Below are 23,254 nucleotides of genomic sequence, written 5' to 3' on the forward strand. Positions count from 1 at the left end.
GCACGTTTCCCTCGGTCAGAAATCCAGGCTGACTCCCAGGCTCACCCCTTGCTGGGTCTGGTCATCATCCTTGCGCAGCGTATAACCGCCCCGCAATGCCAAGTCGTTGGTCAATTTGTGGCTGAGCCCCAGGTTCAGCCGATTCAGATGGCTCTGTGGCGTGTACCCGACAAGGGTGAAGTCATTGGCCGGCAAGCTGTTGAGGGCAATGTTCACTTTTTGCGTGTCGTCTTCATACTCGCGCTCGTGGGCATATTCCCCGAATATCTGGGTCCGGCGAGTGAAGTTGTATTTGCCCTGCAAGCCGATACCCAGGCGTTTCGAGTCGCGAGTCTGATCATTGAATGTCAAGGCCGTGGAGCGGCTGCCCTGTTCTGAATAGCCGTCGACCTCGACTTTCGCATAATCGGCGCTGACAAACGGTGACAGGTGCCATTCGCTGCCCGGCTGGGCGATGTCATAGCCGATGCGAGTGCTCAATGCCCATAGATGACCGTCGGTGTCACCTTTCTCCTGAGCTTCGTTGACGCCAAGGTCGAATTTGCGTTTCAAGTTGTCGTAGTCGAGCTTGCCGCCGGTCAGCGCGGCGTCGGCCCACCAGCGATTCTGCTGGAACTGAGCGAAACCGGTGGCCAGGTAGCTGTTGAGTTTGTAGTCCGAATCGTTGCTGCCTGCCTCCATGTCCTGCCGGTAGAAACCGGCGGCGACACCCACGCGCCAGGCCTCGTTGAGGCGATAGCTGCCGCCGATATTGAGACTGTAGCCGCTGCCGTCGGCCCTGGCGCTGCCGCTCTGGCTGTCCATGTCCAGGTGCTGGCCTCCGCCTGCGACGATAGCTCGCCACTGACCGACCGCCTGCCAATTCTCCCAGTCCGATTGCCACTGGCTGCGCAACTCATCCTGATGGGCGCGCAGGGTCGAGTGGGCCATTTCCGGCAGCAATGTCAGTTCCCACGGCGCCGATAGCAGGGAGTAGGCGTAGTCGGCAATCAGCTTCTGCCCGGCCTCGGTGGGATGGACCGCGTCGTTATAGATCAGCTTGGTCGGATCTGGCGTGGCGCTATTGATACCGTAGGTAGGATTTTCCGTGCAGCCGTTGCCGCTGAAGCATGTGGCGGTAAGATTTTCGCCAGTGGCGAGGCCGAATCGCGCCGGATCGGCAAAGCTTTCCTTCAACAATAGCGGGACGTTCAGCGGGATGACTTCTGCGTCGATGCCTTGCAAACGTGTGACGAGTTGCTGGTTGAACTGGTTGCCGAGTTGCGAGAAAGCACCCTGCAGCGGGGTGCCGTTGAGGGCTGGTGTCAGCCCAAGATCGGGTAACAGCCATACCATTACATAGCGGGCACCGGCGCTTTGCAGCACCTGGACGCTGTCGGCCAGGCGGTCGGCGGCGGCGTTCGCTTGCGCGGGAGTCAGTACCAGGCCTTGAAGGAAATCGTTGCCGCCCCCGGAGATGTAATACAGCGCATCTGGATCGGCGCGCAGGCCATTGGACTGCAAATAGCCGGGACGGCTTCGCTCGCCAGTGTCGGAAGTGCCGGTAATCGATTCGAGAATCTGATCGGTACGATAACCCCCCACCGCCCAGTTATTGCCGTCTGCCAACCCTTGGTCGGCACGCACCGCCGACGTGGAAGCGGCGGTCTCGTCGCTGGAGTAACCCAGGCGTCCGCCGAGCAGTTGGGTGGAGTTGGCGGAATAGGCCTCGCCGCTGCCGTTCGTGTAGAACGGACCGGTTCGGTTGGTATAGCGCTCAGTCGCGCCGGGCGGACCGTTGGGGTCGGCGAATTGGCCGGCGTCGTTGAGGCTGTCGCCAAACACGATGAACTTCGAATAAGGGTTGGGGGCGGCACTCGCCTGGGCGCAGGCCATCGCCAGCAGGCAGCCGGCAATCGGTGCAAACAGCGTCTGTTTGATCATGAGAAGGTCCTTTTCAATCTTGTTTTTATGGTGAAACGAAACGACAGTACCAAAAGCTTCCGGCGGTTTGCCACCCGTCAGGAAACATCGCGATCGTTTTACAAGCCCTTCGGGTCCGTCTTATTGCGTGCTCCGCCCAGCTAAGTTACTGTGCCGGAACGTATGAACGAGACCTTTCCCGTGTCGATTGTCAGCAAACTTCTGAATCAATTGATCAAGGCTCACGCCCGTTGGCGTTGGCGCGCCTGAACGTTCCATGCCGGCTTGGCCGGACCTGTACCGATTTGCCTTCTTTACCCGTTTGACAACCGCTTCGCAGGCGCATCGCTCTCCTGCCCAGCGCAGTACCGTGCGGGTCATCTTCGAAGGCTGTATTCCAAGTCAGTGTATTCAATAGGTTGTTTACGCCATGTTGCTGATGATCGATAACTACGACTCCTTTACTTACAACGTTGTGCAATACCTCGGCGAGCTGGGCGCTCAGGTCAAGGTGGTGCGCAACGACGAGCTGACCATCGCCGAAATCGAGGCCCTGAAGCCTGAGCGTATCGTGGTCTCTCCCGGCCCTTGCACGCCGACCGAAGCGGGCATTTCCATCGAAGCGATCAAGTATTTTTCCGGTAAGCTGCCGATTCTCGGCGTCTGCCTGGGCCATCAATCGATTGGCCAGGCGTTTGGTGGCGAGGTCGTGCGCGCCCGACAGGTCATGCATGGCAAGACCAGCCCGGTGTTCCACGAAGACAAGGGCGTGTTCGAAGGCCTGAATCACCCGCTCACCGTCACCCGCTACCACTCGCTGATCGTCAAGCGCGATACTTTGCCCGACTGCCTGGAGCTGACGGCCTGGACCCAGCTCGAAGACGGCTCGGTGGATGAGATCATGGGGCTGCGACACAAGACGTTAAATATCGAGGGTGTGCAATTTCACCCCGAGTCTATCCTCACTGAACAGGGCCACGAGCTGTTCGCCAACTTCCTCAAACAAACCGGCGGCACGCGCTAAGGACTTTTCATGGATATCAAGGCAGCCCTGAACCGTATCGTCGGCCAGCTCGACCTGAGCACCGAAGAAATGCGCGACGTGATGCGTGAAATCATGACGGGCCAGTGCACGGATGCGCAGATTGGCGCGTTCATGATGGCCATGCGCATGAAGAGCGAGAGCATCGACGAAATCGTCGGTGCGGTCACGACCATGCGAGAGTTGGCGGACAAGGTCGAACTCAAGACCCTGGATGGTGTGGTGGATGTCGTTGGGACCGGCGGCGATGGCGCCAACATCTTCAACGTTTCCACAGCCTCGGCGTTTGTCGTCGCGGCGGCTGGCTGTACCGTCGCCAAGCATGGCAACCGTGCGGTTTCGGGCAAGAGCGGCAGTGCCGATCTGTTGGAGGCCGCCGGTGTCTACCTGAACCTGACACCGGTCCAGGTGGCGCGCTGTATCGACAACGTAGGCATCGGCTTCATGTTTGCCCAGACCCACCACAGCGCGATGAAGCATGCCGCGGCCCCCCGTCGTGAGCTGGGCCTGCGCACGCTGTTCAACATGCTCGGCCCGCTTACGAATCCGGCCGGTGTGAAGCATCAAGTGGTCGGTGTGTTCAGCCAGGCATTGTGCCGGCCGTTGGCCGAGGTCCTGCAGCGCCTGGGCAGCAAGCATGTGCTGGTGGTTCATTCCAAGGACGGGTTGGATGAATTCAGCCTCGCAGCTCCCACCTTCGTGGCGGAGCTGAAAAATGATCAGATCACTGAATATTGGGTCGAACCTGAAGACCTGGGCATGAAGAGCGAGAGCCTGCACGGGCTCGCGGTAGACGGGCCGGCCCAGTCGCTGGAATTGATCCGCGATGCCCTGGGGCGTCGTAAAACCGAAAATGGCCAGAAGGCTGCGCAAATGATCGTGCTCAACGCGGGTGCCGCGTTATACGCCGCCGATCATGCCAGCAGCCTCAAGCAAGGCGTGGAGCTCGCTCACGACGCCCTACACACCGGCCTGGCCAGAGAAAAACTGGAAGAATTGGGCGCGTTTACCGCCGTATTCAAAGTGGAGAATGAAGGATGAGCGTGCCAACGGTTCTGGAAAACATTCTGGCTCGAAAGGCCGAAGAAGTGGCCGAGCGCCGTGCGCGGGTCAGCCTGCCCGAATTGGAAAATGTCGCACGTTCAGCCGATGCACCTCGTGGCTTTGCCCAGGCGTTGATTGACCAGGCGAAGAGAAAGCAGCCAGCAGTCATTGCCGAAATCAAGAAGGCCTCTCCCAGCAAAGGTGTGATTCGGGAGCACTTCGTCCCGGCCGACATCGCCAAGAGCTACGAGAAGGGCGGTGCGACCTGCCTTTCGGTGCTGACAGACGTCGATTTCTTCCAAGGCGCCGACGACTACCTCAAGCAGGCGCGGGCAGCGTGCAAACTGCCGGTGATCCGCAAGGATTTCATGATCGACCCCTACCAGATCGTCGAGGCCCGAGCCCTGGGTGCCGACTGTGTGCTGCTGATCGTTTCCGCCCTGGACGATGTGAAAATGGCCGAGTTGGCGGCAGTCGCCAAGGATGTTGGCCTGGATGTGTTGGTGGAGGTCCACGACGGAGACGAATTGGAGCGGGCGCTGAAAGTCCTGGATACCAAGCTGGTCGGCGTGAACAACCGTAACCTGCACACGTTTGAAGTCAGCCTGGAAACGACTCTGGATTTGTTGCCACGGATTCCGCGGGATCGGCTGGTCATCACCGAGAGCGGCATTCTCAACCGGGCCGATGTCGAGCTGATGGAAGTCAGCGACGTATACGCCTTCTTGGTAGGTGAAGCGTTCATGCGGGCTGAAAACCCCGGTGTGGAGTTGCAGCGTCTGTTTTTCCCCGAGCGCGGCGTTCCGGTGAGCGGTTCGACGTTGGACTGATTCTTCATGCCTCCAGCCATATCCTTCACAGTCGAAAACGGCCTGCAAGCCGAGCAGGACTTGCTGGCCAGCGTGTGCGCTGGCGATGCTGACTCGGGCTTGCTGTTCTGGCAGCCTCGTGACCGTGCGTTGGTCATGCCGCGTCGCTTGAGTCGCTTGCCGGGGTTCGAACTTGCCTGCGAGGTATCCGCCGCCAATGGCTGGCCGGTGCTGTTGCGTGAGACCGGGGGCGAACCGGTGCCCCAGTCAGCCGCTACCGTCAATATCGCGCTGGTCTACGCACCGCCGCGAAGCGAGGGCGATCACGGTCGAATCGAAACCGCCTACCGTCGGCTGTGCGATCCGATCTGCCAATTGCTCGATGAGCTGGGCGGGGTGGCTTCGCTGGGTGAAGTGGAGGGTGCGTTCTGTGACGGGCGCTTCAACGTCAATCTCGACGGCCGGAAAATGGTCGGGACAGCGCAGCGTTGGCGGCAGAGCAAGGGCGGCCAGCGCCCGGTAGGGCTTGTGCACGGCGCGCTGCTGCTGGAGGACGAACGCGAATCCATGGTCGCGACGGTCAATCGTTTCAATGAGGCTTGTGGCCTGGAGCAGCGCGTGCGTGCCGAAAGCCACATCGCCCTCCATGAAAAATTCCCCGCGCCCCACGCCCTGGAGCGACTTGAGACCTTGTACCGGGAATTGCTGGATAGCTTCTAGCGGGTGCCGAACACCACCATGGTCTTGCCTTTGACGTTGACCAGATTGCGCTCTTCCAGGTCCTTGAGCACACGGCCGACCATCTCCCGGGAACAACCCACGATCCGGCCGATTTCCTGGCGGGTCACTTTGATCTGCATGCCGTCCGGGTGGGTCATGGCGTCTGGCTGCTTGCACAGATCCAGCAGGCAGCGAGCCACGCGACCTGTTACGTCAAAGAAGGCGAGGTCACCCACTTTGCGGGTGGTATTACGCAACCGCTGTGCGATTTGTCCGCTGAGGACGTAAAGAATGTCCGGATCTTGTTGGGACAGCTCTCGGAATTTGCTGTAACTGATCTCGGCGACTTCACATTCGACTTTTGCCCGCACCCAGGCGCTGCGTTCCTGTTCCTTGCCCGCCTGTTCAAACAAACCCAGCTCGCCAAAGAAATCCCCGGAGTTCAGGTAGGCGATGATCATCTCCCGACCGTCATCGTCTTCGATCAGGATAGTGACCGAGCCCTTGATGATGAAAAACAGCGTGTCGGAACGATCGCCGGCACAAATGATGTTGTGCTTGGCGGGGTAGCGGCGACGCTGGCAATGCATCAAGAGCTTGTCGAGGTTCTTGATCTTGGACGTGGGAGTAATGGCAACCATGGTTGTATCCCGAAAACTGCGCGGTGTGGTGGTTTGGTTTTGATAGGGGCTAATGGCTATCGCCAAAAGCTGGCCATACGCCAGCGGCTGGGCGCCAGCTTAACAGAGGCGTTACAAATTAATTCGAGAATTTACGTACGCGCAACGGCTCCAGGCGTCCTTACGCAGGGGCCGCCATCGCGAGGGGCTGTGCTAAGCTGGCGCCCCCTTTTTTAACAGTGGAGTCTTGGCGATGAAGGCACGCATCCAATGGGCTGGCGAAGCCATGTTCCTCGGTGAGTCAGGCAGCGGTCATGTGGTCGTCATGGATGGCCCTCCTGAGTCCGGAGGTCGGAACCTGGGTGTCCGGCCGATGGAAATGCTGCTGCTGGGCGTAGGTGGTTGCAGCAACTTCGATGTGGTCAGCATCCTGAAGAAGTCGCGCCAAGCCGTTGAGAGTTGCGAGGCCTTCCTGGAAGCCGAGCGCGCCACCGAGGATCCGAAGGTATTTACCAAGATCCACATGCATTTCGTGGTGAAGGGCCGAGGCCTTAAGGAAGCCCAGGTCAAGCGCGCAATCGAGTTGTCGGCGGAGAAATATTGCTCGGCCTCGATCATGCTCGGTGCCGCCGGTGTTGAAATCACCCACGATTATGAAATCATCGAATTGGGTTGAATCGACATCCAACCATCACAAAAGCGGTGCAAGCTCTGGCGATCAGAAGCCGACGTCTGCATAATGCGCCACTTTTTTCAGGGCAGTGATCGGCTTGCGTCCGATTGCTTGCCTGGACAGACAACCAAAATCGCCATCGCGAAGAGGTGTTAACCGTCCTACGCAGGTGCGTCTTCGCATCTGACGGGCATGCTTGATCACGCGGCCGGGCCGCAATACACAGAGAGTTTTTAAACGGTGAAAAGCAAACTCAAGCTCCATGGGTTCAATAACCTGACAAAGACCTTGAGCTTCAACATCTATGACATCTGCTATGCGGAAACCCCGCAAGACCAGCAGGCCTACGTCGAGTACATCAATAAAGAGTACAACGCCAAGCGCCTCACGCAGATCCTCACGGAAGTTGTCGATATCATTGGTGCCAACATCCTGAACATCGCCAGTCAGGACTATGAACCCCAGGGCGCCAGCGTGACCATTTTGATCTCGGAAGAGCCGGTGACACCGACCGACAGCCAGATCGAAGAGTCCCCAGGTCCGTTGCCTGAAATTATCCTGGCCCACCTCGACAAGAGCCACATCACGGTTCACACCTATCCGGAAATCCACCCGGTGGACGGTATCGCGACGTTCCGTGTGGACATCGATGTGTCGACCTGTGGTGTCATTTCACCGCTCAAGGCGCTCAACTTCCTGATTCACCAGTTCGATTCCGACATCGTGACCGTGGATTACCGCGTGCGCGGGTTCACCCGGGACGTGGAAGGCCACAAGCATTTCATCGATCACGAGATCAATTCGATCCAGAACTATCTCTCCGAAGACACTCGCGACGCGTATCAGATGACCGACGTGAACGTGTACCAGGAGAACCTGTTCCACACCAAAATGCTCCTCAAAGACTTCGAACTGGATAACTACCTGTTCGGCGATGCCACCAGCAACCTGTCTATTGAACAGCGTGGCCAAGTGGAAGAGCGTGTGAAGCACGAAATGCTGGAGATTTTCTACGCGCGCAACATGCCGCGCTAAAGTTTTTCGGCTACAAAAAAGGCGACTGCCCTGGGGGTAGTCGCCTTTTTTTGTTTTGGAAGCCGCTGGCTCTATAAGGGCCTGATGCCGATTTTGCTGTCAGATCCGATAAGTACTCTTCGTCATGACTTTAGCCAGCAGGCTCATGCCGAATTTGACCGGGGCCGGAAACCGAAAACCACCTGCTTCAAGTGCGCTTTCGGCATGGTGCTCTTCGTCCTTACGCATCTGCTCGAGAATTGCCCTGGATTTTTCATCCTCGGCCGGCAACTGCTGCAGATGCTCATTCAAATGCTTGCACACTTGATGTTCGGTCGCGGCGACAAAGCCCAGGCTGACCTTGTCACTGATCAGCCCGGCAACTGCACCGATGCCGAATGACATACCGTAGAACAGCGGGTTTAGCACGCTGGTGTGGCTGCCCAACTGGTGGATGCGTTGCTCGCACCAGACCAGGTGATCGATCTCTTCCTCGGCGGCATGTTCCATTGCCTCGCGGACCTGGGGCAGTTTTGCTGTCAATGCCTGGCCTTGATAGAGCGCCTGGGCGCAGACTTCACCGGTATGGTTGATGCGCATCAATCCTGCGACATGGCGAGTCTCTTCATCGCTCATCTTGACGTCTGGTTGCACGATCGCCGGTGACGGGCGATACGGCTGGCCGCTGAAAGGCAGCAGTGTTCGCATCGCGGTATCGGCTTGCAGGAGCAGGCGGTCAATGGGCGAGTAGTGACGTTGGGTAGTCATGCTTACCTCCGGGGAAAATCACGGCGGCCAGTTTAACCCAATCGGCCGTTGAAGATTTGCGTTGGGTCAGCGGTATCAACCCGGTGGCCAATTCATTTGGCGCTGTCCCAGCACATGCATATGAATGTGATAGACGGTCTGTCCACCAAGTTCACTGCAGTTCACGGCGAACAGGGCGGGCGTGGCTTTTCAAACAGAAAGATGTTCAACGCGGGCAGTAGGCCTTGTTGATCATGCCAGTGATGGTTCGCACCAACCATCGCGACCCAAGCCGCGGCAGCGCGGCCAGCCAGCGATTTCGACGTCCGGGAATGATGATCGCGCGGTTCCGGTCCAGTGCGCGTACGGCATACAGCGCCACTTCCTCCGGGCTCATCAACAGTCCAGTCGCGTTGAGTTTGTTTTCATCCATCTGCGCCTTGGCGAAAAAGCCGGTCCGGGTCGGGCCTGGGCAGAGCACTGATACCTTGATCGCGCATTTCTTCAGTTCGACCCGCAGAGCTTCGGAGAAGTGCAGCACATAGGCCTTGCTTGCGTAATAGGTACTCATCCAAGGACCTGGCTGGAACGCGGCAATCGAGGCGACGTTTAGAATCTGACCGCCCCCATGCAACGCCATGCTGTTGCCTACCGCATGGCACAGGCGTGTCAGGGCGAGGATGTTGATTTCGATCAGGTCCTGTTCGGTCATCCAGTCCTGGCCGAGGAAGGGACCGCTGCTACCGATGCCGGCGCAGTTGACCAGCAGGTCGATCTGGCGCTCGCCTTCCTCCAGCTCCAGCAGAAAACCGGAAAGCCTCAGTGGCTCGCCCAGATCACAAGCCCGGAACAGCACTTCCACGCCAAATCGCTGCGTCAGTTCGAGGGCGATACTTTCCAATCGGTCACGCTGCCGAGCCACCAATATCAGGTTGCGACCGCGCCGGGCCAGTGCTTCAGCCATCGCCAGGCCGATGCCACTGGAGGCGCCAGTTATGAGGGCGTAACGGGTCATGCAGTTCTCCATCGCAACAGCCCGCCGCGGGTGGACAGGGCTGTCACCGGTACGAAGCGCGCTTATTGTTCCTCTTCTTCATAGTCTACAGAAGGCGCAGCGGGCTCGGCTGCCTCGGCGGCGGGTTCTTCAGTGGTTTCGCCGCTGGATTCGCTGCTTTCATAGCTGCTTGAGGCACCGCTGCCATAGTCCTCTTGGAGAGCACCAAAGATGCCGGCGAACGTGGCGACGAAAATCAGCACGATCATCACCAGCCATAGCGACGCCAACAGCTTTACTGCCGTGGTGTTGCGCGGTGGTGGTGGCCCGTACTGGTTCGCACCGGTATTGCCCGGAGCGATGATGAGGATGAACGGGAAGATGCTGCCTACAAATGGGACGAGGTTGATCAGCCACAACCACCCCGACCAGCCGAGGTCATGCAGACGCTGGACGTTAAACTGGATGCTGACGAAGGCAAAGGCAATCAGGACGACTGCGCCGAGCAGGCCGCCGACGACGAGCCCAGTCACCGAGTCGGAAGCCAATAGCCAAGTCGTGGCGAACCAGAAGCCCAGGCCGACCAGCGGCAGTACCGCGAGCGTCAGCACCATGGTCCAGGCCAGGTAACGCAGGCGCCCGATGCGACCATCGAAGCTGAAGGGTTTGAGTGTGCTGTATTCGGCAAGTGTTTCGCCGACTGGCGCGCGGGGGGGAGCATAGGGAGACACTGGATCGACGATCGAATCCGAATGGCGTGAGCCGGGTTGGTGCGTCGACTCCTGCACCTCGCCGAGGCTCAGCTGGAGGGACGGTTCGGCTTCGATTCGTGCATCGATCCCGCTCTTGTGAAGCGCTTCCAGATACTGCTGTGCTTCACCTTGTGACAGGTTGTTTTTAAGAGACACCTTGCGACCACTGAACAACCGTTCGATGGCGCTGACGTCGCTTTTGAACAACTCGGCGAGGTTGAGCTTGGCGGTAGTAGTATCGACGCCTGGCAGCAAGGCTCCGTCGAATACGATGTTGAAACGGTTTTCACTCATGCCGGGCATCCCTGTCTTTCCAAGTTGAATTCGTATTAGTGGGTTCAGCGGGGCCATTGGCCGCCAAGTTGTGCCGCCCGGGCTTGCGCCTGGCGGTATTCCTTATCCAAGCGCGCGATCAATTGGTCGACGCTTGGCAAATCATCAATGTCGCCTACACCCTGGCCTGCGGACCATACGGTCTTCCAGGCCTTGGCTTCATCGTGCAGCGGTTTGAGTTTCGAGCCGGAGTCGGCCCCACCCTTGCCTTGAAGGGTGATCAGGTCGAAGCCGGCGTTTTCCAGGCTTTGACGCATAAAACTCGCCGGTATGCACGATGTCCGCAGCTCTGGATGTGAGCAACATCTCTTTATAAGCGTCAGACGCATGACTTTCTCTCGTACCGATAAAGCGCGTCCCAAAGTAGGCCAGGTCGGCACCGAGTAACTGTGCCGCCAGGATCTGATGGCCATGGTTCAGGGACCCTGCAAGTAGCAGGGTTTTATCGAAGAACTGGCGGATCTCGGCAATCAGTGCGAACGGGCTCCAGGTCCCGGCATGTCCACCCGCACCGGCTGCGACGGCGATCAAGCCATCGACACCGGCCTCGGCGGCTTTTTCAGCATGGCGGCGGGTGGTCACGTCGTGGAACACCAGGCCGCCATAGCCATGAACCGCGTCAACCAGTTCCTTTACTGCGCCCAGGCTGGTAATGATGATTGGCACCTTGTGTTCGATGCAGATCGCCAGGTCAGCCTGAAGCCGCGGATTGCTGTTGTGAACAATCAGGTTGACCGCGTAGGGCGCCGGCTTTTCCAAGGTCGCCAGGCCCGCTTCTATTTCTTCCACCCAGGCCTTGAAGCCACTGGTTTCGCGCTGATTCAGCGCCGGAAAGCTCCCTACGACGCCGTTGCGGCAGCAGGCCAGTACCAACTGTGGATTGGAAATGAGGAACATCGGTGCCGCCACGACGGGCAGTCGAAGGCGTTGTTCAAGCAGAGCGGGCAGCGACATTGGAAGTACCCCGGGTGAATGATGGGATCGGAATCAGAACGGCCGGACCACCACCAGGATTACGATAGCCAGCAATATCAGCACCGGCACTTCGTTGAACCAGCGATAAAAGACATGGCTGCGGGTGTTTTCGCCACGGGCGAAGCGCTTCACCTGAGCGCCGCACATATGGTGGTAGCCGATCAACAGCACCACAAGGGTCAGCTTCGCGTGCATCCAGCCCCCTTGAGTAAAGTAAGCGCTGGCATTGAGGCTGAGCAACGCGATCCCGAACACCAGGGTAGCGATCATTGCCGGGCCCATGATACCGCGATACAGCTTGCGCTCCATGACGCAGAAGCGTTCCTTGCTGACGCTGTCCTCACTTTGTGCGTGATAGACGAACAGGCGAGGCAGGTAGAACAGGCCAGCGAACCAGCAGACCATGCTGACGATGTGAAGTGCTTTGAGCCATAGATAGAGCATTTTGATTATTCCCAGGTTCACGGTAGCCCCGATAGTAGAGGTTGTAGCGGCCACACGTCACCTTGGCGGTTGTCGCCGCAGCGCGTGCCCCCTATCATCGACGGCTTTCCAGTGGTTCGTTGAGGGCAGGTTTATGGTCAAGGTCGGTATCGTCGGCGGCACGGGTTACACCGGTGTCGAACTGCTGCGTCTGCTGGCACAGCATCCGCAGGCTGAGGTGGTCGTCATTACCTCTCGATCCGAGGCCGGCCTGGCCGTTGCCGATATGTACCCGAACCTGCGAGGGCATTACGACGGCCTGGCATTCAGCGTTCCGGACATCAAGACCCTGGGCGCCTGCGATGTGGTGTTTTTCGCTACGCCTCACGGCGTTGCGCACGCTCTGGCGGGTGAGCTGTTGGCCGCCGGGACGAAGGTCATCGATCTGTCGGCGGACTTTCGCCTGCAGGACGCGGACGAGTGGGCCAAGTGGTACGGCCAGCCTCACGGTGCGCCGGAACTGCTTGATGAAGCGGTCTACGGCTTGCCGGAAGTCAATCGTGAAAAAATCAGGCAGGCACGGCTGATCGCGGTGCCGGGTTGCTATCCGACCGCGACGCAGTTGGGATTCCTGCCGTTGCTGGAGGCCGGTCTCGCCGATGCTTCGCGCCTGATCGCCGACTGCAAGTCGGGCGTCAGCGGCGCCGGGCGAGGTGCCAGCGTTGGCTCGTTGTATTCCGAAACCTCGGAGAGCATGAAGGCCTACGCGGTCAAAGGGCATCGTCACTTGCCGGAGATTCGCCAAGGGTTGCGCCGCGCGGCAGGCAAGGACGTCGGCCTGACTTTCGTGCCGCACCTGACGCCCATGATCCGTGGTATCCATTCCACCCTCTACGCCACCGTGGCGGATCGCTCCGTGGATCTGCAGGCGTTGTTCGAGAAGCGTTACGCCGATGAGCCATTTGTCGACGTGATGCCGGCTGGCAGCCATCCGGAAACCCGCAGTGTCCGCGGCGCGAACGTATGCCGGATCGCTGTGCATCGCCCGCAGGACGGCGACTTGGTCGTGGTCTTGTCGGTAATCGATAACTTGGTCAAGGGTGCTTCCGGCCAAGCGGTACAGAACCTGAACATCCTCTTCGGGCTGGATGAGCGGCTGGGCCTGTCCCACGCGGGGATGCTGCCATAAATCACGAGCTGCAGGCTGTAAACTACGAGCTTATGGCTTAAAGCTTGCGGCTTGCAGCTGCTGCGCAAATAGTTGACCGATTTTGTAGGAGAAGCGGATAATGCCCGCCATCACGCATTATGGCGGCGTAAACGCCGGGAGATATTCAGCATGAGCGTCGAAACCTTCACCCCCACGGCTTTGCAATTCACCCACGGTGCTGCGCACAAGGTGAAGAGCCTGGTCGATGAAGAGGGTAATGATCGTTTGAAGCTGCGCGTATTTGTCACGGGCGGCGGTTGTTCCGGTTTCCAGTACGGCTTCACTTTTGATGAAGAAGTGGCCGAAGACGACACCATCGTCGAGCGCGAAGGCGTCAGCCTGGTGGTCGACCCGATGAGCTTCCAGTACCTGGCAGGTGCCGAGGTGGATTATCAGGAAGGTCTGGAAGGGTCGCGTTTCGTGATCAAGAACCCTAACGCCACCACGACTTGTGGGTGCGGTTCTTCGTTCTCGATCTGAGGGCTTCAATAAGAACGCCGCAGTGCCTTACGGCCCTGCGGCGTTTTTTTGTCTGGCGTTATTGATTTCAGGCCGGATAGATGGCGCCAAGTACACGCAAGCCGCGGGCGCCGGTGACACTTGGACGGTTGCCCGGGATGCCTTCAAGGCAGCAATGGGCGAGCCAGGCAAAAGCCATGGCTTCAACCCAGTCCGGGTCCACGCCGTACACCGCCGTACTGCTGACTTTGGTATCCGGCAGCAGCTCAGCCAGGCGTTTCATGAGTGTCCGGTTGTGCGCGCCGCCGCCGCAGACCAGCAGTTCCTGAGTATTGGATTGGGCATGTTGCAGCGATTCGACGATGGTCAAAGCCGTCAGTTCGAGCAGCGTGGCCTGTACGTCCTCCGGGGCGAAAGCTGGCAACTGCGATAAATGCTGGCTCAGCCACGGCAGGTTGAATACTTCGCGGCCGGTACTTTTCGGGCCCTTGGTGACGAAGAAAGGATCGCTGAGCAGAGCCTTGAGCAGAACTGGCTCGACTTTCCCGCTGGCAGCCCATTGGCCGTCGCGATCAAAATGTTCGCCTTGTTGTTGATATATCCAGGCATCGAGCAGCACGTTGCCCGGGCCGCAGTCGAAACCGGCCACGGGTTTTGCGGGTTCTATCAGGCTGAGGTTGCTGAAGCCGCCGACATTGAGTATGGCGCGATTACCGGCTCGTTCTTCGAACAATGCTTCGTGAAACGCAGGGACCAATGGCGCGCCTTGTCCGCCAGCGGCGACATCGCGGCTGCGGAAATCGCTGACCACGGAGATGCCGGTCAATTCGCTTAACAATGCCGGATTGCCGATTTGCACGGTAAATCCGCGGGCCGGTTCGTGGCGGATGGTCTGGCCGTGGCTGCCAATCGCCGTGACGTCTTCAGGCTTGAGTTTCTGTTCGTTGAGCAGGGTATGGATGCCCAGTGCGGCCAGCTTTACCCAGTTTTGCTGGGCAATGGCGGAGCGGGCGATCTCATCGGACCCGCTGCTGCACAATCCGAGCAATTCAGCGCGCAGAACGGCAGGCATGGGGATGTAGTGCGTGGCGATCAATTTGATCGCCGGGGTCAGTTCGATCAGTGCGATATCCAAGCCATCCAGGCTGGTCCCGGACATCACACCGATATAGAGCGCCATGGCTTAGCGCTTGCTCGAAGCCAGCAGGGTGGCTTTCTCTTGATCCATGCGCGCCATCAAGGGTTGGCTTTGAGCCAGGAAACGTGCGCGCTCGCCCTTGGCGATTGGGTCGGCCATCGGCAACTTCTGGCCCAGCGGATCGACGTGCACGCCGTTGACCTGGAACTCATAGTGCAAGTGCGGGCCGGTGGACAGTCCCGTGGTCCCGATGTAGCCGATCACCTGGCCTTGCTTGACGCTACCGCCAGTCTTCACGCCTTTGGCGAAGCCCTGCATGTGGCCGTACAGCGTGCGGTAGGTATTGCCATGTTGGATGATCACGGTGTTGCCATAACCACCGCGACGTCCTGCCAGCAATACCTTGCCGTCACCGGCTGCCTTGATTGGCGTACCACGTGGGGCGGCGTAGTCGACACCCTTGTGGGCGCGAATCTTGTTCAGGATCGGGTGCTTGCGACCGGCGGAAAACCTGGAGCTGATGCGGGCGAAATCAACCGGTGTACGGATGAATGCCTTGCGCATGCTGTTGCCGTCGGCGGTGTAGTAGCTGCTGTTGCCTTGCTTGTTGGTGTAGCGCACTGCGGTGTACGTCTTGCCGCGGTTGGTGAAGCGCGCGGAAAGAATCGGGCCGTTGCCGACGCTCTTGCCATTGACTACTTTCTGCTCATAGATGACGTCGAATTCGTCACCCTGGCGAATGTCCTGGGCGAAGTCGATGTCGTAGCCAAATACGCTGGCCATGTCCATGGTCAGGCTATGGGAAAGGCCTGCGCGCGCAGCGGACTGGGACAACGAACTGTTGATGACGCCGTGGACGTAGGCTGAGCGAACGGTGGGCTTGGCGGTGACGCGGTTGAATACATAACCCTTGTCGTTCTTGGTCAGGGTGATGCTTTCCAGATCGCTCAGCTTGGTGTGCAGGTTGGTCAGCTGTCCGTCTGGATTGAGTTCGAACTCGAGTTTCTGGCCACGTTGCAGTTGAATGAACTGCTTGGCTTGCTTGTCGCTGGCAAGAATTTCATGGACCGACGTCGAGGGCAGGCCAACCTTTTCGAAGAGGGTGGAAAGTGTGTCGCCCTTGGCAACTATCACTTCGCGATGATCGGGGCCTTTCTTTTCTTCCGCAACAGGGGGTTCTACCTGGGCAGCGGTCGCTGCGGTGTCTTCCGGGCTGTTTTCAATCTGTGCAAAAGGAGATGCGGCCGGTTCGTTTGTGGCTTGAACGGTTTCGGCGGCGTCTTGTTCTTGTGTCAGTTGTTCAGCAGGGCTTTCCAGTTCAAGACTCAGAGTCGTCTTTTTGGCTTCAACATCGCTGGAGGGAAACACCAGGAGCGCCAGGCTAAGGAGGGCTGCGATGCCACTTGCGGCAAGCAGGTGGGTCTTTGGGTAAAGCGGCGGCGCTTTAGACGGTTCTGTGGTCATAAGTAATTTTGGCTTTTGAAAGATGAATTGGAAAAGATGAATGACATGATGAAGATGAAATAACTGTATAAAATATAACCAAAACCCCTGCGAAGCAAGCCCGCGGAAGCTCTGTTCTGTGGATTGGCGTCCGCGCGCCGGGCAAACCTTGTATTTGGTGCGCGATCTTGTATGGTTGGTGCCCTTTGAATCTGAGCCTTACGGGTCTGTTATGAAGTCGGTTGAAGAGCAGCTAGCGCTGATCAAACGTGGTGCGGAAGAACTGTTGGTCGAGTCCGAGCTGATCGAAAAGCTCAAGCGCGGGCAGCCGCTGCGCATCAAGGCTGGTTTCGATCCGACGGCACCCGATCTGCACCTGGGTCATACCGTGCTTATTAATAAGCTGCGCCAGTTCCAGGAGCTGGGGCACCAAGTCATCTTCCTTATAGGTGATTTCACCGGGATGATCGGTGATCCAAGCGGGAAGAGTGCCACGCGCCCGCCGCTGACCCGTGAGCAGGTTCTCGATAATGCCGAGACCTATAAGACCCAGGTTTTCAAGATTCTTGACCCGGCCAAGACCGAAGTGGCTTTCAACTCCACCTGGATGGATCAGATGGGGCCGGCGGATTTCATTCGCCTGACGTCCCAATACACCGTGGCTCGTATGCTCGAGCGCGATGATTTCGACAAGCGCTATAAATCCAATCAGCCAATTGCCATTCACGAGTTCCTATACCCGCTTGTACAGGGCTATGACTCGGTTGCATTGCGCGCGGACGTTGAGCTTGGCGGTACCGATCAGAAGTTCAACCTGTTGATGGGGCGTGAGCTGCAGCGCGGTTATGGTCAGGAAGCGCAGTGCATCCTGACCATGCCATTGCTCGAAGGCCTGGATGGCGTGAAGAAGATGTCCAAGTCCTTGGGTAACTACGTAGGTATCCAGGAAGCGCCGGGCGTCATGTACAGCAAGCTGGTTTCCATCCCCGATGCGCTGATGTGGCGTTACTTCGAGCTGTTGAGCTTCCGGTCCATGGAAGAGATTGATGCGTTCCAAGCCGATGTAGAGGCAGGGGCTAATCCGCGAGACATCAAGATCAAACTGGCCGAAGAGATCGTTGCGCGTTTCCATGGTGCGGAGGCAGCGGCCAATGCTCATCGGGCGGCGGGTAACCGTATGAAGGATGGCGAGCTGCCGGATGATCTGCCTGAAATTGAACTGACTGCTACCGAGGCTATGCCGATTGCGGCGGTCCTTAATAAAGCGGGCTTGGTCAAGAATGCGGCGGTGGCGCGAGATCTCCTGGGTTCGGGCGGTGTGCGTATAGATGGTGAGGTTGTGGATCGCACCTATATATATGAGCTGGGTTCCACTCATGTATGCCAAGCCGGCAAGAAGGCTTTTGCGCGCATTACGCTTAAATCGGAATAAAGCTGGAAATAACGGTTGACGGCAAATCCTGGGTGTCTATAATTCGCCCCACTTCCGGCGCAGTCGAAACGGAAAACTCCTTGAGTTTCAACGAGTTAAGTAGGTTTCGACGTAGGCGGGCTTCAGTTCATCGAGGCACGGAAGGAGCGGGTAGGGCGGCGTTGTTTGGCTCTATCGGCGGTTCGATCTTCTCGGTCGAAAGCGGAGAAAAAGAGGTGTTGACAGCAGCGACTAACGCTGTAGAATTCGCCTCCCGCTAACGAGAGATCGGAAGCGCAAGTGGTTGAAGTTGATAAGGAAACTTTGAAAACTTCTAAAAATAACCGCTTGACAGATACACGAGGCGCTGTAGAATGCGCGCCTCGGTTGAGACGAAAGACTCAGCCAACCGCTCTTTAACAACTGAATCAAGCAATTCGTGTGGGTGCTTGTGGAGTCAGACTGCTAGTCAACAGATTATCAGCATCACAAGTTACTCCGCGAGAAATCAAAGATGTAACCAACGATTGCTGAGCCAAGTTTAGGGTTTTCTCAAAACCCAAAGATGTTTGAACTGAAGAGTTTGATCATGGCTCAGATTGAACGCTGGCGGCAGGCCTAACACATGCAAGTCGAGCGGTAGAGAGGTGCTTGCACCTCTTGAGAGCGGCGGACGGGTGAGTAATGCCTAGGAATCTGCCTGGTAGTGGGGGATAACGCTCGGAAACGGACGCTAATACCGCATACGTCCTACGGGAGAAAGCAGGGGACCTTCGGGCCTTGCGCTATCAGATGAGCCTAGGTCGGATTAGCTAGTTGGTGGGGTAATGGCTCACCAAGGCGACGATCCGTAACTGGTCTGAGAGGATGATCAGTCACACTGGAACTGAGACACGGTCCAGACTCCTACGGGAGGCAGCAGTGGGGAATATTGGACAATGGGCGAAAGCCTGATCCAGCCATGCCGCGTGTGTGAAGAAGGTCTTCGGATTGTAAAGCACTTTAAGTTGGGAGGAAGGGCATTAACCTAATACGTTGGTGTCTTGACGTTACCGACAGAATAAGCACCGGCTAACTCTGTGCCAGCAGCCGCGGTAATACAGAGGGTGCAAGCGTTAATCGGAATTACTGGGCGTAAAGCGCGCGTAGGTGGTTCGTTAAGTTGGATGTGAAATCCCCGGGCTCAACCTGGGAACTGCATTCAAAACTGTCGAGCTAGAGTATGGTAGAGGGTGGTGGAATTTCCTGTGTAGCGGTGAAATGCGTAGATATAGGAAGGAACACCAGTGGCGAAGGCGACCACCTGGACTGATACTGACACTGAGGTGCGAAAGCGTGGGGAGCAAACAGGATTAGATACCCTGGTAGTCCACGCCGTAAACGATGTCAACTAGCCGTTGGGAGCCTTGAGCTCTTAGTGGCGCAGCTAACGCATTAAGTTGACCGCCTGGGGAGTACGGCCGCAAGGTTAAAACTCAAATGAATTGACGGGGGCCCGCACAAGCGGTGGAGCATGTGGTTTAATTCGAAGCAACGCGAAGAACCTTACCAGGCCTTGACATCCAATGAACTTTCCAGAGATGGATTGGTGCCTTCGGGAACATTGAGACAGGTGCTGCATGGCTGTCGTCAGCTCGTGTCGTGAGATGTTGGGTTAAGTCCCGTAACGAGCGCAACCCTTGTCCTTAGTTACCAGCACGTTATGGTGGGCACTCTAAGGAGACTGCCGGTGACAAACCGGAGGAAGGTGGGGATGACGTCAAGTCATCATGGCCCTTACGGCCTGGGCTACACACGTGCTACAATGGTCGGTACAGAGGGTTGCCAAGCCGCGAGGTGGAGCTAATCCCACAAAACCGATCGTAGTCCGGATCGCAGTCTGCAACTCGACTGCGTGAAGTCGGAATCGCTAGTAATCGCGAATCAGAATGTCGCGGTGAATACGTTCCCGGGCCTTGTACACACCGCCCGTCACACCATGGGAGTGGGTTGCACCAGAAGTAGCTAGTCTAACCTTCGGGAGGACGGTTACCACGGTGTGATTCATGACTGGGGTGAAGTCGTAACAAGGTAGCCGTAGGGGAACCTGCGGCTGGATCACCTCCTTAATCGACGACCGCAGCTGCTCCATGAGCTCCCACACGAATTGCTTGATTCATTGAAGAAGACGATAGAAGCAGCTTTAAGCTCCAAGCTGATAGCTCACAGCTAACAGTTACAAGCTCGAAATTGGGTCTGTAGCTCAGTTGGTTAGAGCGCACCCCTGATAAGGGTGAGGTCGGCAGTTCGAATCTGCCCAGACCCACCAATTTTGTAATGGGGCCATAGCTCAGCTGGGAGAGCGCCTGCCTTGCACGCAGGAGGTCAGCGGTTCGATCCCGCTTGGCTCCACCATAAACTGCTTCTGAAAGCTTAGAAATGAGCATTCCATCGACGTGATGGTGAATGTTGATTTCTAGTCTTTTGATTAGATCGTTCTTTAAAAATTTGGGTATGTGATAGAAAGATAGACTGGACGTTACTTTCACTGGTAACGGATCAGGCTAAGGTAAAATTTGTGAGTTCTCTTAGTTGAGGAATTCGAATTTTCGGCGAATGTCGTCTTCACAGTATAACCAGATTGCTTGGGGTTATATGGTCAAGTGAAGAAGCGCATACGGTGGATGCCTTGGCAGTCAGAGGCGATGAAAGACGTGGTAGCCTGCGAAAAGCTTCGGGGAGTCGGCAAACAGACTGTGATCCGGAGATGTCTGAATGGGGGAACCCAGCCATCATAAGATGGTTATCTTGTACTGAATACATAGGTGCAAGAGGCGAACCAGGGGAACTGAAACATCTAAGTACCCTGAGGAAAAGAAATCAACCGAGATTCCCTTAGTAGTGGCGAGCGAACGGGGACTAGCCCTTAAGCTTCTTTGATTTTAGCGGAACGCTCTGGAAAGTGCGGCCATAGTGGGTGATAGCCCTGTACGCGAAAGGATCTTAGAAGTGAAATCGAGTAGGACGGAGCACGAGAAACTTTGTCTGAATATGGGGGGACCATCCTCCAAGGCTAAATACTACTGACTGACCGATAGTGAACTAGTACCGTGAGGGAAAGGCGAAAAGAACCCCGGAGAGGGGAGTGAAATAGATCCTGAAACCGTATGCGTACAAGCAGTGGGAGCCCACTTTGTTGGGTGACTGCGTACCTTTTGTATAATGGGTCAGCGACTTATTTTCAGTGGCGAGCTTAACCGAATAGGGGAGGCGTAGCGAAAGCGAGTCTTAATAGGGCGTCTAGTCGCTGGGAATAGACCCGAAACCGGGCGATCTATCCATGGGCAGGTTGAAGGTTGGGTAACACTAACTGGAGGACCGAACCGACTACCGTTGAAAAGTTAGCGGATGACCTGTGGATCGGAGTGAAAGGCTAATCAAGCTCGGAGATAGCTGGTTCTCCTCGAAAGCTATTTAGGTAGCGCCTCATGTATCACTGTAGGGGGTAGAGCACTGTTTCGGCTAGGGGGTCATCCCGACTTACCAAACCGATGCAAACTCCGAATACCTACAAGTGCCGAGCATGGGAGACACACGGCGGGTGCTAACGTCCGTCGTGAAAAGGGAAACAACCCAGACCGTCAGCTAAGGTCCCAAAGTTATGGTTAAGTGGGAAACGATGTGGGAAGGCTTAGACAGCTAGGAGGTTGGCTTAGAAGCAGCCACCCTTTAAAGAAAGCGTAATAGCTCACTAGTCGAGTCGGCCTGCGCGGAAGATGTAACGGGGCTCAAACCATACACCGAAGCTACGGGTATCACGTAAGTGATGCGGTAGAGGAGCGTTCTGTAAGCCTGTGAAGGTGAGTTGAGAAGCTTGCTGGAGGTATCAGAAGTGCGAATGCTGACATGAGTAACGACAATGGGTGTGAAAAACACCCACGCCGAAAGACCAAGGTTTCCTGCGCAACGTTAATCGACGCAGGGTTAGTCGGTCCCTAAGGCGAGGCTGAAAAGCGTAGTCGATGGAAAACAGGTTAATATTCCTGTACTTCTGGTTATTGCGATGGAGGGACGGAGAAGGCTAGGCCAGCTTGGCGTTGGTTGTCCAAGTTTAAGGTGGTAGGCTGGAATCTTAGGTAAATCCGGGATTCTAAGGCCGAGAGCTGATGACGAGTTACCCTTTAGGTGACGAAGTGGTTGATGCCATGCTTCCAAGAAAAGCTTCTAAGCTTCAGGTAACCAGGAACCGTACCCCAAACCGACACAGGTGGTTGGGTAGAGAATACCAAGGCGCTTGAGAGAACTCGGGTGAAGGAACTAGGCAAAATGGCACCGTAACTTCGGGAGAAGGTGCGCCGGTGAGGGTCAAGCACTTGCTGCGTAAGCCCACGCCGGTCGAAGATACCAGGCCGCTGCGACTGTTTATTAAAAACACAGCACTCTGCAAACACGAAAGTGGACGTATAGGGTGTGACGCCTGCCCGGTGCCGGAAGGTTAATTGATGGGGTTAGCTAACGCGAAGCTCTTGATCGAAGCCCCGGTAAACGGCGGCCGTAACTATAACGGTCCTAAGGTAGCGAAATTCCTTGTCGGGTAAGTTCCGACCTGCACGAATGGCGTAACGATGGCGGCGCTGTCTCCACCCGAGACTCAGTGAAATTGAAATCGCTGTGAAGATGCAGTGTATCCGCGGCTAGACGGAAAGACCCCGTGAACCTTTACTATAGCTTTGCACTGGACTTTGAATTTGCTTGTGTAGGATAGGTGGGAGGCTTTGAAGCGTGGACGCCAGTTCGCGTGGAGCCAACCTTGAAATACCACCCTGGCAACTTTGAGGTTCTAACTCAGGTCCGTTATCCGGATCGAGGACAGTGTATGGTGGGTAGTTTGACTGGGGCGGTCTCCTCCTAAAGAGTAACGGAGGAGTACGAAGGTGCGCTCAGACCGGTCGGAAATCGGTCGTAGAGTATAAAGGCAAAAGCGCGCTTGACTGCGAGACAGACACGTCGAGCAGGTACGAAAGTAGGTCTTAGTGATCCGGTGGTTCTGTATGGAAGGGCCATCGCTCAACGGATAAAAGGTACTCCGGGGATAACAGGCTGATACCGCCCAAGAGTTCATATCGACGGCGGTGTTTGGCACCTCGATGTCGGCTCATCACATCCTGGGGCTGAAGCCGGTCCCAAGGGTATGGCTGTTCGCCATTTAAAGTGGTACGCGAGCTGGGTTTAGAACGTCGTGAGACAGTTCGGTCCCTATCTGCCGTGGACGTTTGAGATTTGAGAGGGGCTGCTCCTAGTACGAGAGGACCGGAGTGGACGAACCTCTGGTGTTCCGGTTGTCACGCCAGTGGCATTGCCGGGTAGCTATGTTCGGGAAAGATAACCGCTGAAAGCATCTAAGCGGGAAACTTGCCTCAAGATGAGATCTCACTGGGACCTTGAGTCCCCTGAAGGGCCGTCGAAGACTACGACGTTGATAGGCAGGGTGTGTAAGCGCTGTGAGGCGTTGAGCTAACCTGTACTAATTGCCCGTGAGGCTTGACCATATAACACCCAAGCAATT

At 56.9% G+C, this 23,254-nt stretch carries 17 protein-coding genes, 2 tRNA genes, 2 rRNA genes and 2 pseudogenes; 13 read left to right on the top strand and 10 right to left on the bottom strand.

The genetic code is table 11. The features are described from left to right. Positions 1–15: 15 nt before the first annotated feature. Complete coding sequence (gene estP, locus J3P82_RS02865; RefSeq protein ID WP_434560608.1) at positions 16–1,923, bottom strand: esterase EstP; 1,908 nt, start codon at positions 1,921–1,923, stop codon at positions 16–18. A gap of 409 nt (positions 1,924–2,332) precedes the next feature. Between estP and J3P82_RS02870 the strand changes: the two genes are divergently transcribed. The 4 genes from J3P82_RS02870 to J3P82_RS02885 are packed head-to-tail and all read left to right on the top strand — an operon-like array spanning position 2,333 to position 5,517. After that, a complete protein-coding gene (locus tag J3P82_RS02870) occupies positions 2,333–2,926 on the top strand; it encodes an aminodeoxychorismate/anthranilate synthase component II (protein ID WP_434560610.1) in 594 nt (197 codons plus the stop codon). A 9-nt stretch (positions 2,927–2,935) separates the two neighbouring features. Then, on the top strand, positions 2,936–3,985 hold the full coding sequence (trpD, locus tag J3P82_RS02875) for an anthranilate phosphoribosyltransferase (RefSeq protein WP_434560612.1): 1,050 nt from the start codon (positions 2,936–2,938) through the stop codon (positions 3,983–3,985). Then, on the top strand, positions 3,982–4,818 hold the full coding sequence (gene trpC, locus J3P82_RS02880) for an indole-3-glycerol phosphate synthase TrpC (protein WP_434560614.1): 837 nt from the start codon (positions 3,982–3,984) through the stop codon (positions 4,816–4,818). The genes trpD and trpC overlap by 4 nt, the downstream gene beginning before the upstream one ends. Before the next feature lie 6 nt (positions 4,819–4,824). Continuing rightward, a complete protein-coding gene (locus J3P82_RS02885; protein ID WP_434560616.1) occupies positions 4,825–5,517 on the top strand; it encodes a lipoate--protein ligase family protein in 693 nt (230 codons plus the stop codon). Here J3P82_RS02885 and crp read toward each other — a convergent pair. Further along, positions 5,514–6,158, bottom strand: a complete 645-nt coding sequence (gene crp / locus J3P82_RS02890; RefSeq protein WP_434560618.1) for a cAMP-activated global transcriptional regulator CRP — start codon at positions 6,156–6,158, stop codon at positions 5,514–5,516. The genes J3P82_RS02885 and crp overlap by 4 nt on opposite strands. Positions 6,159–6,390: 232 nt before the next feature. Between crp and J3P82_RS02895 the strand changes: the two genes are divergently transcribed. Together J3P82_RS02895 and speD are read left to right on the top strand one after the other, a co-directional pair. Next, positions 6,391–6,813 carry an OsmC family protein gene (locus tag J3P82_RS02895; protein WP_059407363.1) on the top strand — a complete coding sequence of 141 codons (423 nt, stop codon included), beginning with the start codon at positions 6,391–6,393 and terminating at the stop codon, positions 6,811–6,813. A 237-nt stretch (positions 6,814–7,050) separates the two neighbouring features. Continuing rightward, positions 7,051–7,845, top strand: coding sequence for an adenosylmethionine decarboxylase (gene speD, locus J3P82_RS02900; protein ID WP_039590886.1), 795 nt, complete (start codon positions 7,051–7,053; stop codon positions 7,843–7,845). Positions 7,846–7,944: 99 nt separating this feature from the next. On the opposite strand, the gene coq7 is transcribed toward speD, so the two are convergent. The 6 genes and pseudogenes from coq7 to hemJ form a co-directional block, all read right to left on the bottom strand. Further along, on the bottom strand, positions 7,945–8,592 hold the full coding sequence (gene coq7, locus J3P82_RS02905) for a 2-polyprenyl-3-methyl-6-methoxy-1,4-benzoquinone monooxygenase (RefSeq protein ID WP_186614362.1): 648 nt from the start codon (positions 8,590–8,592) through the stop codon (positions 7,945–7,947). 75 nt (positions 8,593–8,667) lie between these two features. Then, positions 8,668–8,757: pseudogene (locus tag J3P82_RS02910) on the bottom strand (HIT domain-containing protein); the annotation flags it as partial. 40 nt (positions 8,758–8,797) lie between these two features. Next, positions 8,798–9,586, bottom strand: a complete 789-nt coding sequence (locus tag J3P82_RS02915) for an SDR family NAD(P)-dependent oxidoreductase (protein WP_434560620.1) — start codon at positions 9,584–9,586, stop codon at positions 8,798–8,800. A gap of 62 nt (positions 9,587–9,648) precedes the next feature. Beyond that, positions 9,649–10,611 (bottom strand): DUF805 domain-containing protein, encoded by a 963-nt coding sequence (locus J3P82_RS02920; RefSeq protein ID WP_434560622.1) that lies wholly within the window; start codon positions 10,609–10,611, stop codon positions 9,649–9,651. A 44-nt stretch (positions 10,612–10,655) separates the two neighbouring features. Beyond that, positions 10,656–11,604: pseudogene (locus J3P82_RS02925) on the bottom strand (NAD(P)H-dependent flavin oxidoreductase). Positions 11,605–11,637: 33 nt separating this feature from the next. Beyond that, positions 11,638–12,069, bottom strand: a complete 432-nt coding sequence (gene hemJ / locus J3P82_RS02930) for a protoporphyrinogen oxidase HemJ (RefSeq protein WP_186614369.1) — start codon at positions 12,067–12,069, stop codon at positions 11,638–11,640. Between the two features lie 133 nt (positions 12,070–12,202). Between hemJ and argC the strand changes: the two genes are divergently transcribed. Beyond that, complete coding sequence (argC, locus tag J3P82_RS02935) at positions 12,203–13,237, top strand: N-acetyl-gamma-glutamyl-phosphate reductase (protein WP_047702261.1); 1,035 nt, start codon at positions 12,203–12,205, stop codon at positions 13,235–13,237. Between the two features lie 150 nt (positions 13,238–13,387). Continuing rightward, positions 13,388–13,738: an iron-sulfur cluster insertion protein ErpA gene (gene erpA / locus J3P82_RS02940; protein ID WP_003177727.1), complete on the top strand. Its 351-nt coding sequence runs from the start codon at positions 13,388–13,390 to the stop codon at positions 13,736–13,738. Between the two features lie 67 nt (positions 13,739–13,805). Here the strand turns inward: erpA and J3P82_RS02945 are convergent, their stop codons facing one another. Together J3P82_RS02945 and J3P82_RS02950 are read right to left on the bottom strand one after the other, a co-directional pair. After that, positions 13,806–14,897, bottom strand: coding sequence for an anhydro-N-acetylmuramic acid kinase (locus J3P82_RS02945; RefSeq protein ID WP_434560624.1), 1,092 nt, complete (start codon positions 14,895–14,897; stop codon positions 13,806–13,808). A gap of 3 nt (positions 14,898–14,900) precedes the next feature. After that, positions 14,901–16,319 carry a peptidoglycan DD-metalloendopeptidase family protein gene (locus tag J3P82_RS02950; RefSeq protein WP_434560626.1) on the bottom strand — a complete coding sequence of 473 codons (1,419 nt, stop codon included), beginning with the start codon at positions 16,317–16,319 and terminating at the stop codon, positions 14,901–14,903. Between the two features lie 211 nt (positions 16,320–16,530). On the opposite strand from J3P82_RS02950, the gene tyrS reads away from it, so the two are divergent. The 5 genes from tyrS (at position 16,531) to J3P82_RS02975 (ending at position 23,237) form a co-directional block, all read left to right on the top strand. Beyond that, the gene (gene tyrS, locus J3P82_RS02955) at positions 16,531–17,730 is read left to right on the top strand and encodes a tyrosine--tRNA ligase (RefSeq protein ID WP_434560628.1); all 1,200 of its coding nucleotides are present in this window, start codon (positions 16,531–16,533) and stop codon (positions 17,728–17,730) included. Between the two features lie 550 nt (positions 17,731–18,280). Beyond that, a 16S ribosomal RNA gene (locus tag J3P82_RS02960) occupies positions 18,281–19,817 on the top strand. A gap of 123 nt (positions 19,818–19,940) precedes the next feature. Beyond that, positions 19,941–20,017 (top strand) — tRNA-Ile (locus J3P82_RS02965). 10 nt (positions 20,018–20,027) lie between these two features. Then, positions 20,028–20,103: transfer RNA gene (locus tag J3P82_RS02970), tRNA-Ala, on the top strand. Positions 20,104–20,345: 242 nt separating this feature from the next. Next, a 23S ribosomal RNA gene (locus J3P82_RS02975) occupies positions 20,346–23,237 on the top strand. Together the 16S and 23S rRNA genes with 2 tRNA genes alongside form the textbook arrangement of a ribosomal RNA operon. Positions 23,238–23,254: the final 17 nt, after the last annotated feature.

The sequence above is a fragment of the Pseudomonas sp. Z4-20 genome, from assembly GCF_051131955.1.
Classification (GTDB): domain Bacteria; phylum Pseudomonadota; class Gammaproteobacteria; order Pseudomonadales; family Pseudomonadaceae; genus Aquipseudomonas; species Aquipseudomonas marvdashtae.

What these genes read in the sequence shown, in the direction of transcription:
- estP (WP_434560608.1), bottom strand. Translation starts at nt 1,923, where the DNA reads ATGATCAAACAGACGCTGTTTGCACCGATTGCCGGCTGCCTGCTGGCG.
- J3P82_RS02870 (WP_434560610.1), top strand. Translation starts at nt 2,333, where the DNA reads ATGTTGCTGATGATCGATAACTACGACTCCTTTACTTACAACGTTGTG.
- trpD (WP_434560612.1), top strand. Translation starts at nt 2,936, where the DNA reads ATGGATATCAAGGCAGCCCTGAACCGTATCGTCGGCCAGCTCGACCTG.
- trpC (WP_434560614.1), top strand. Translation starts at nt 3,982, where the DNA reads ATGAGCGTGCCAACGGTTCTGGAAAACATTCTGGCTCGAAAGGCCGAA.
- J3P82_RS02885 (WP_434560616.1), top strand. Translation starts at nt 4,825, where the DNA reads ATGCCTCCAGCCATATCCTTCACAGTCGAAAACGGCCTGCAAGCCGAG.
- crp (WP_434560618.1), bottom strand. Translation starts at nt 6,158, where the DNA reads ATGGTTGCCATTACTCCCACGTCCAAGATCAAGAACCTCGACAAGCTC.
- J3P82_RS02895 (WP_059407363.1), top strand. Translation starts at nt 6,391, where the DNA reads ATGAAGGCACGCATCCAATGGGCTGGCGAAGCCATGTTCCTCGGTGAG.
- coq7 (WP_186614362.1), bottom strand. Translation starts at nt 8,592, where the DNA reads ATGACTACCCAACGTCACTACTCGCCCATTGACCGCCTGCTCCTGCAA.
- J3P82_RS02915 (WP_434560620.1), bottom strand. Translation starts at nt 9,586, where the DNA reads ATGACCCGTTACGCCCTCATAACTGGCGCCTCCAGTGGCATCGGCCTG.
- J3P82_RS02920 (WP_434560622.1), bottom strand. Translation starts at nt 10,611, where the DNA reads ATGAGTGAAAACCGTTTCAACATCGTATTCGACGGAGCCTTGCTGCCA.
- hemJ (WP_186614369.1), bottom strand. Translation starts at nt 12,069, where the DNA reads ATGCTCTATCTATGGCTCAAAGCACTTCACATCGTCAGCATGGTCTGC.
- argC (WP_047702261.1), top strand. Translation starts at nt 12,203, where the DNA reads ATGGTCAAGGTCGGTATCGTCGGCGGCACGGGTTACACCGGTGTCGAA.
- erpA (WP_003177727.1), top strand. Translation starts at nt 13,388, where the DNA reads ATGAGCGTCGAAACCTTCACCCCCACGGCTTTGCAATTCACCCACGGT.
- J3P82_RS02945 (WP_434560624.1), bottom strand. Translation starts at nt 14,897, where the DNA reads ATGGCGCTCTATATCGGTGTGATGTCCGGGACCAGCCTGGATGGCTTG.
- J3P82_RS02950 (WP_434560626.1), bottom strand. Translation starts at nt 16,319, where the DNA reads ATGACCACAGAACCGTCTAAAGCGCCGCCGCTTTACCCAAAGACCCAC.
- tyrS (WP_434560628.1), top strand. Translation starts at nt 16,531, where the DNA reads ATGAAGTCGGTTGAAGAGCAGCTAGCGCTGATCAAACGTGGTGCGGAA.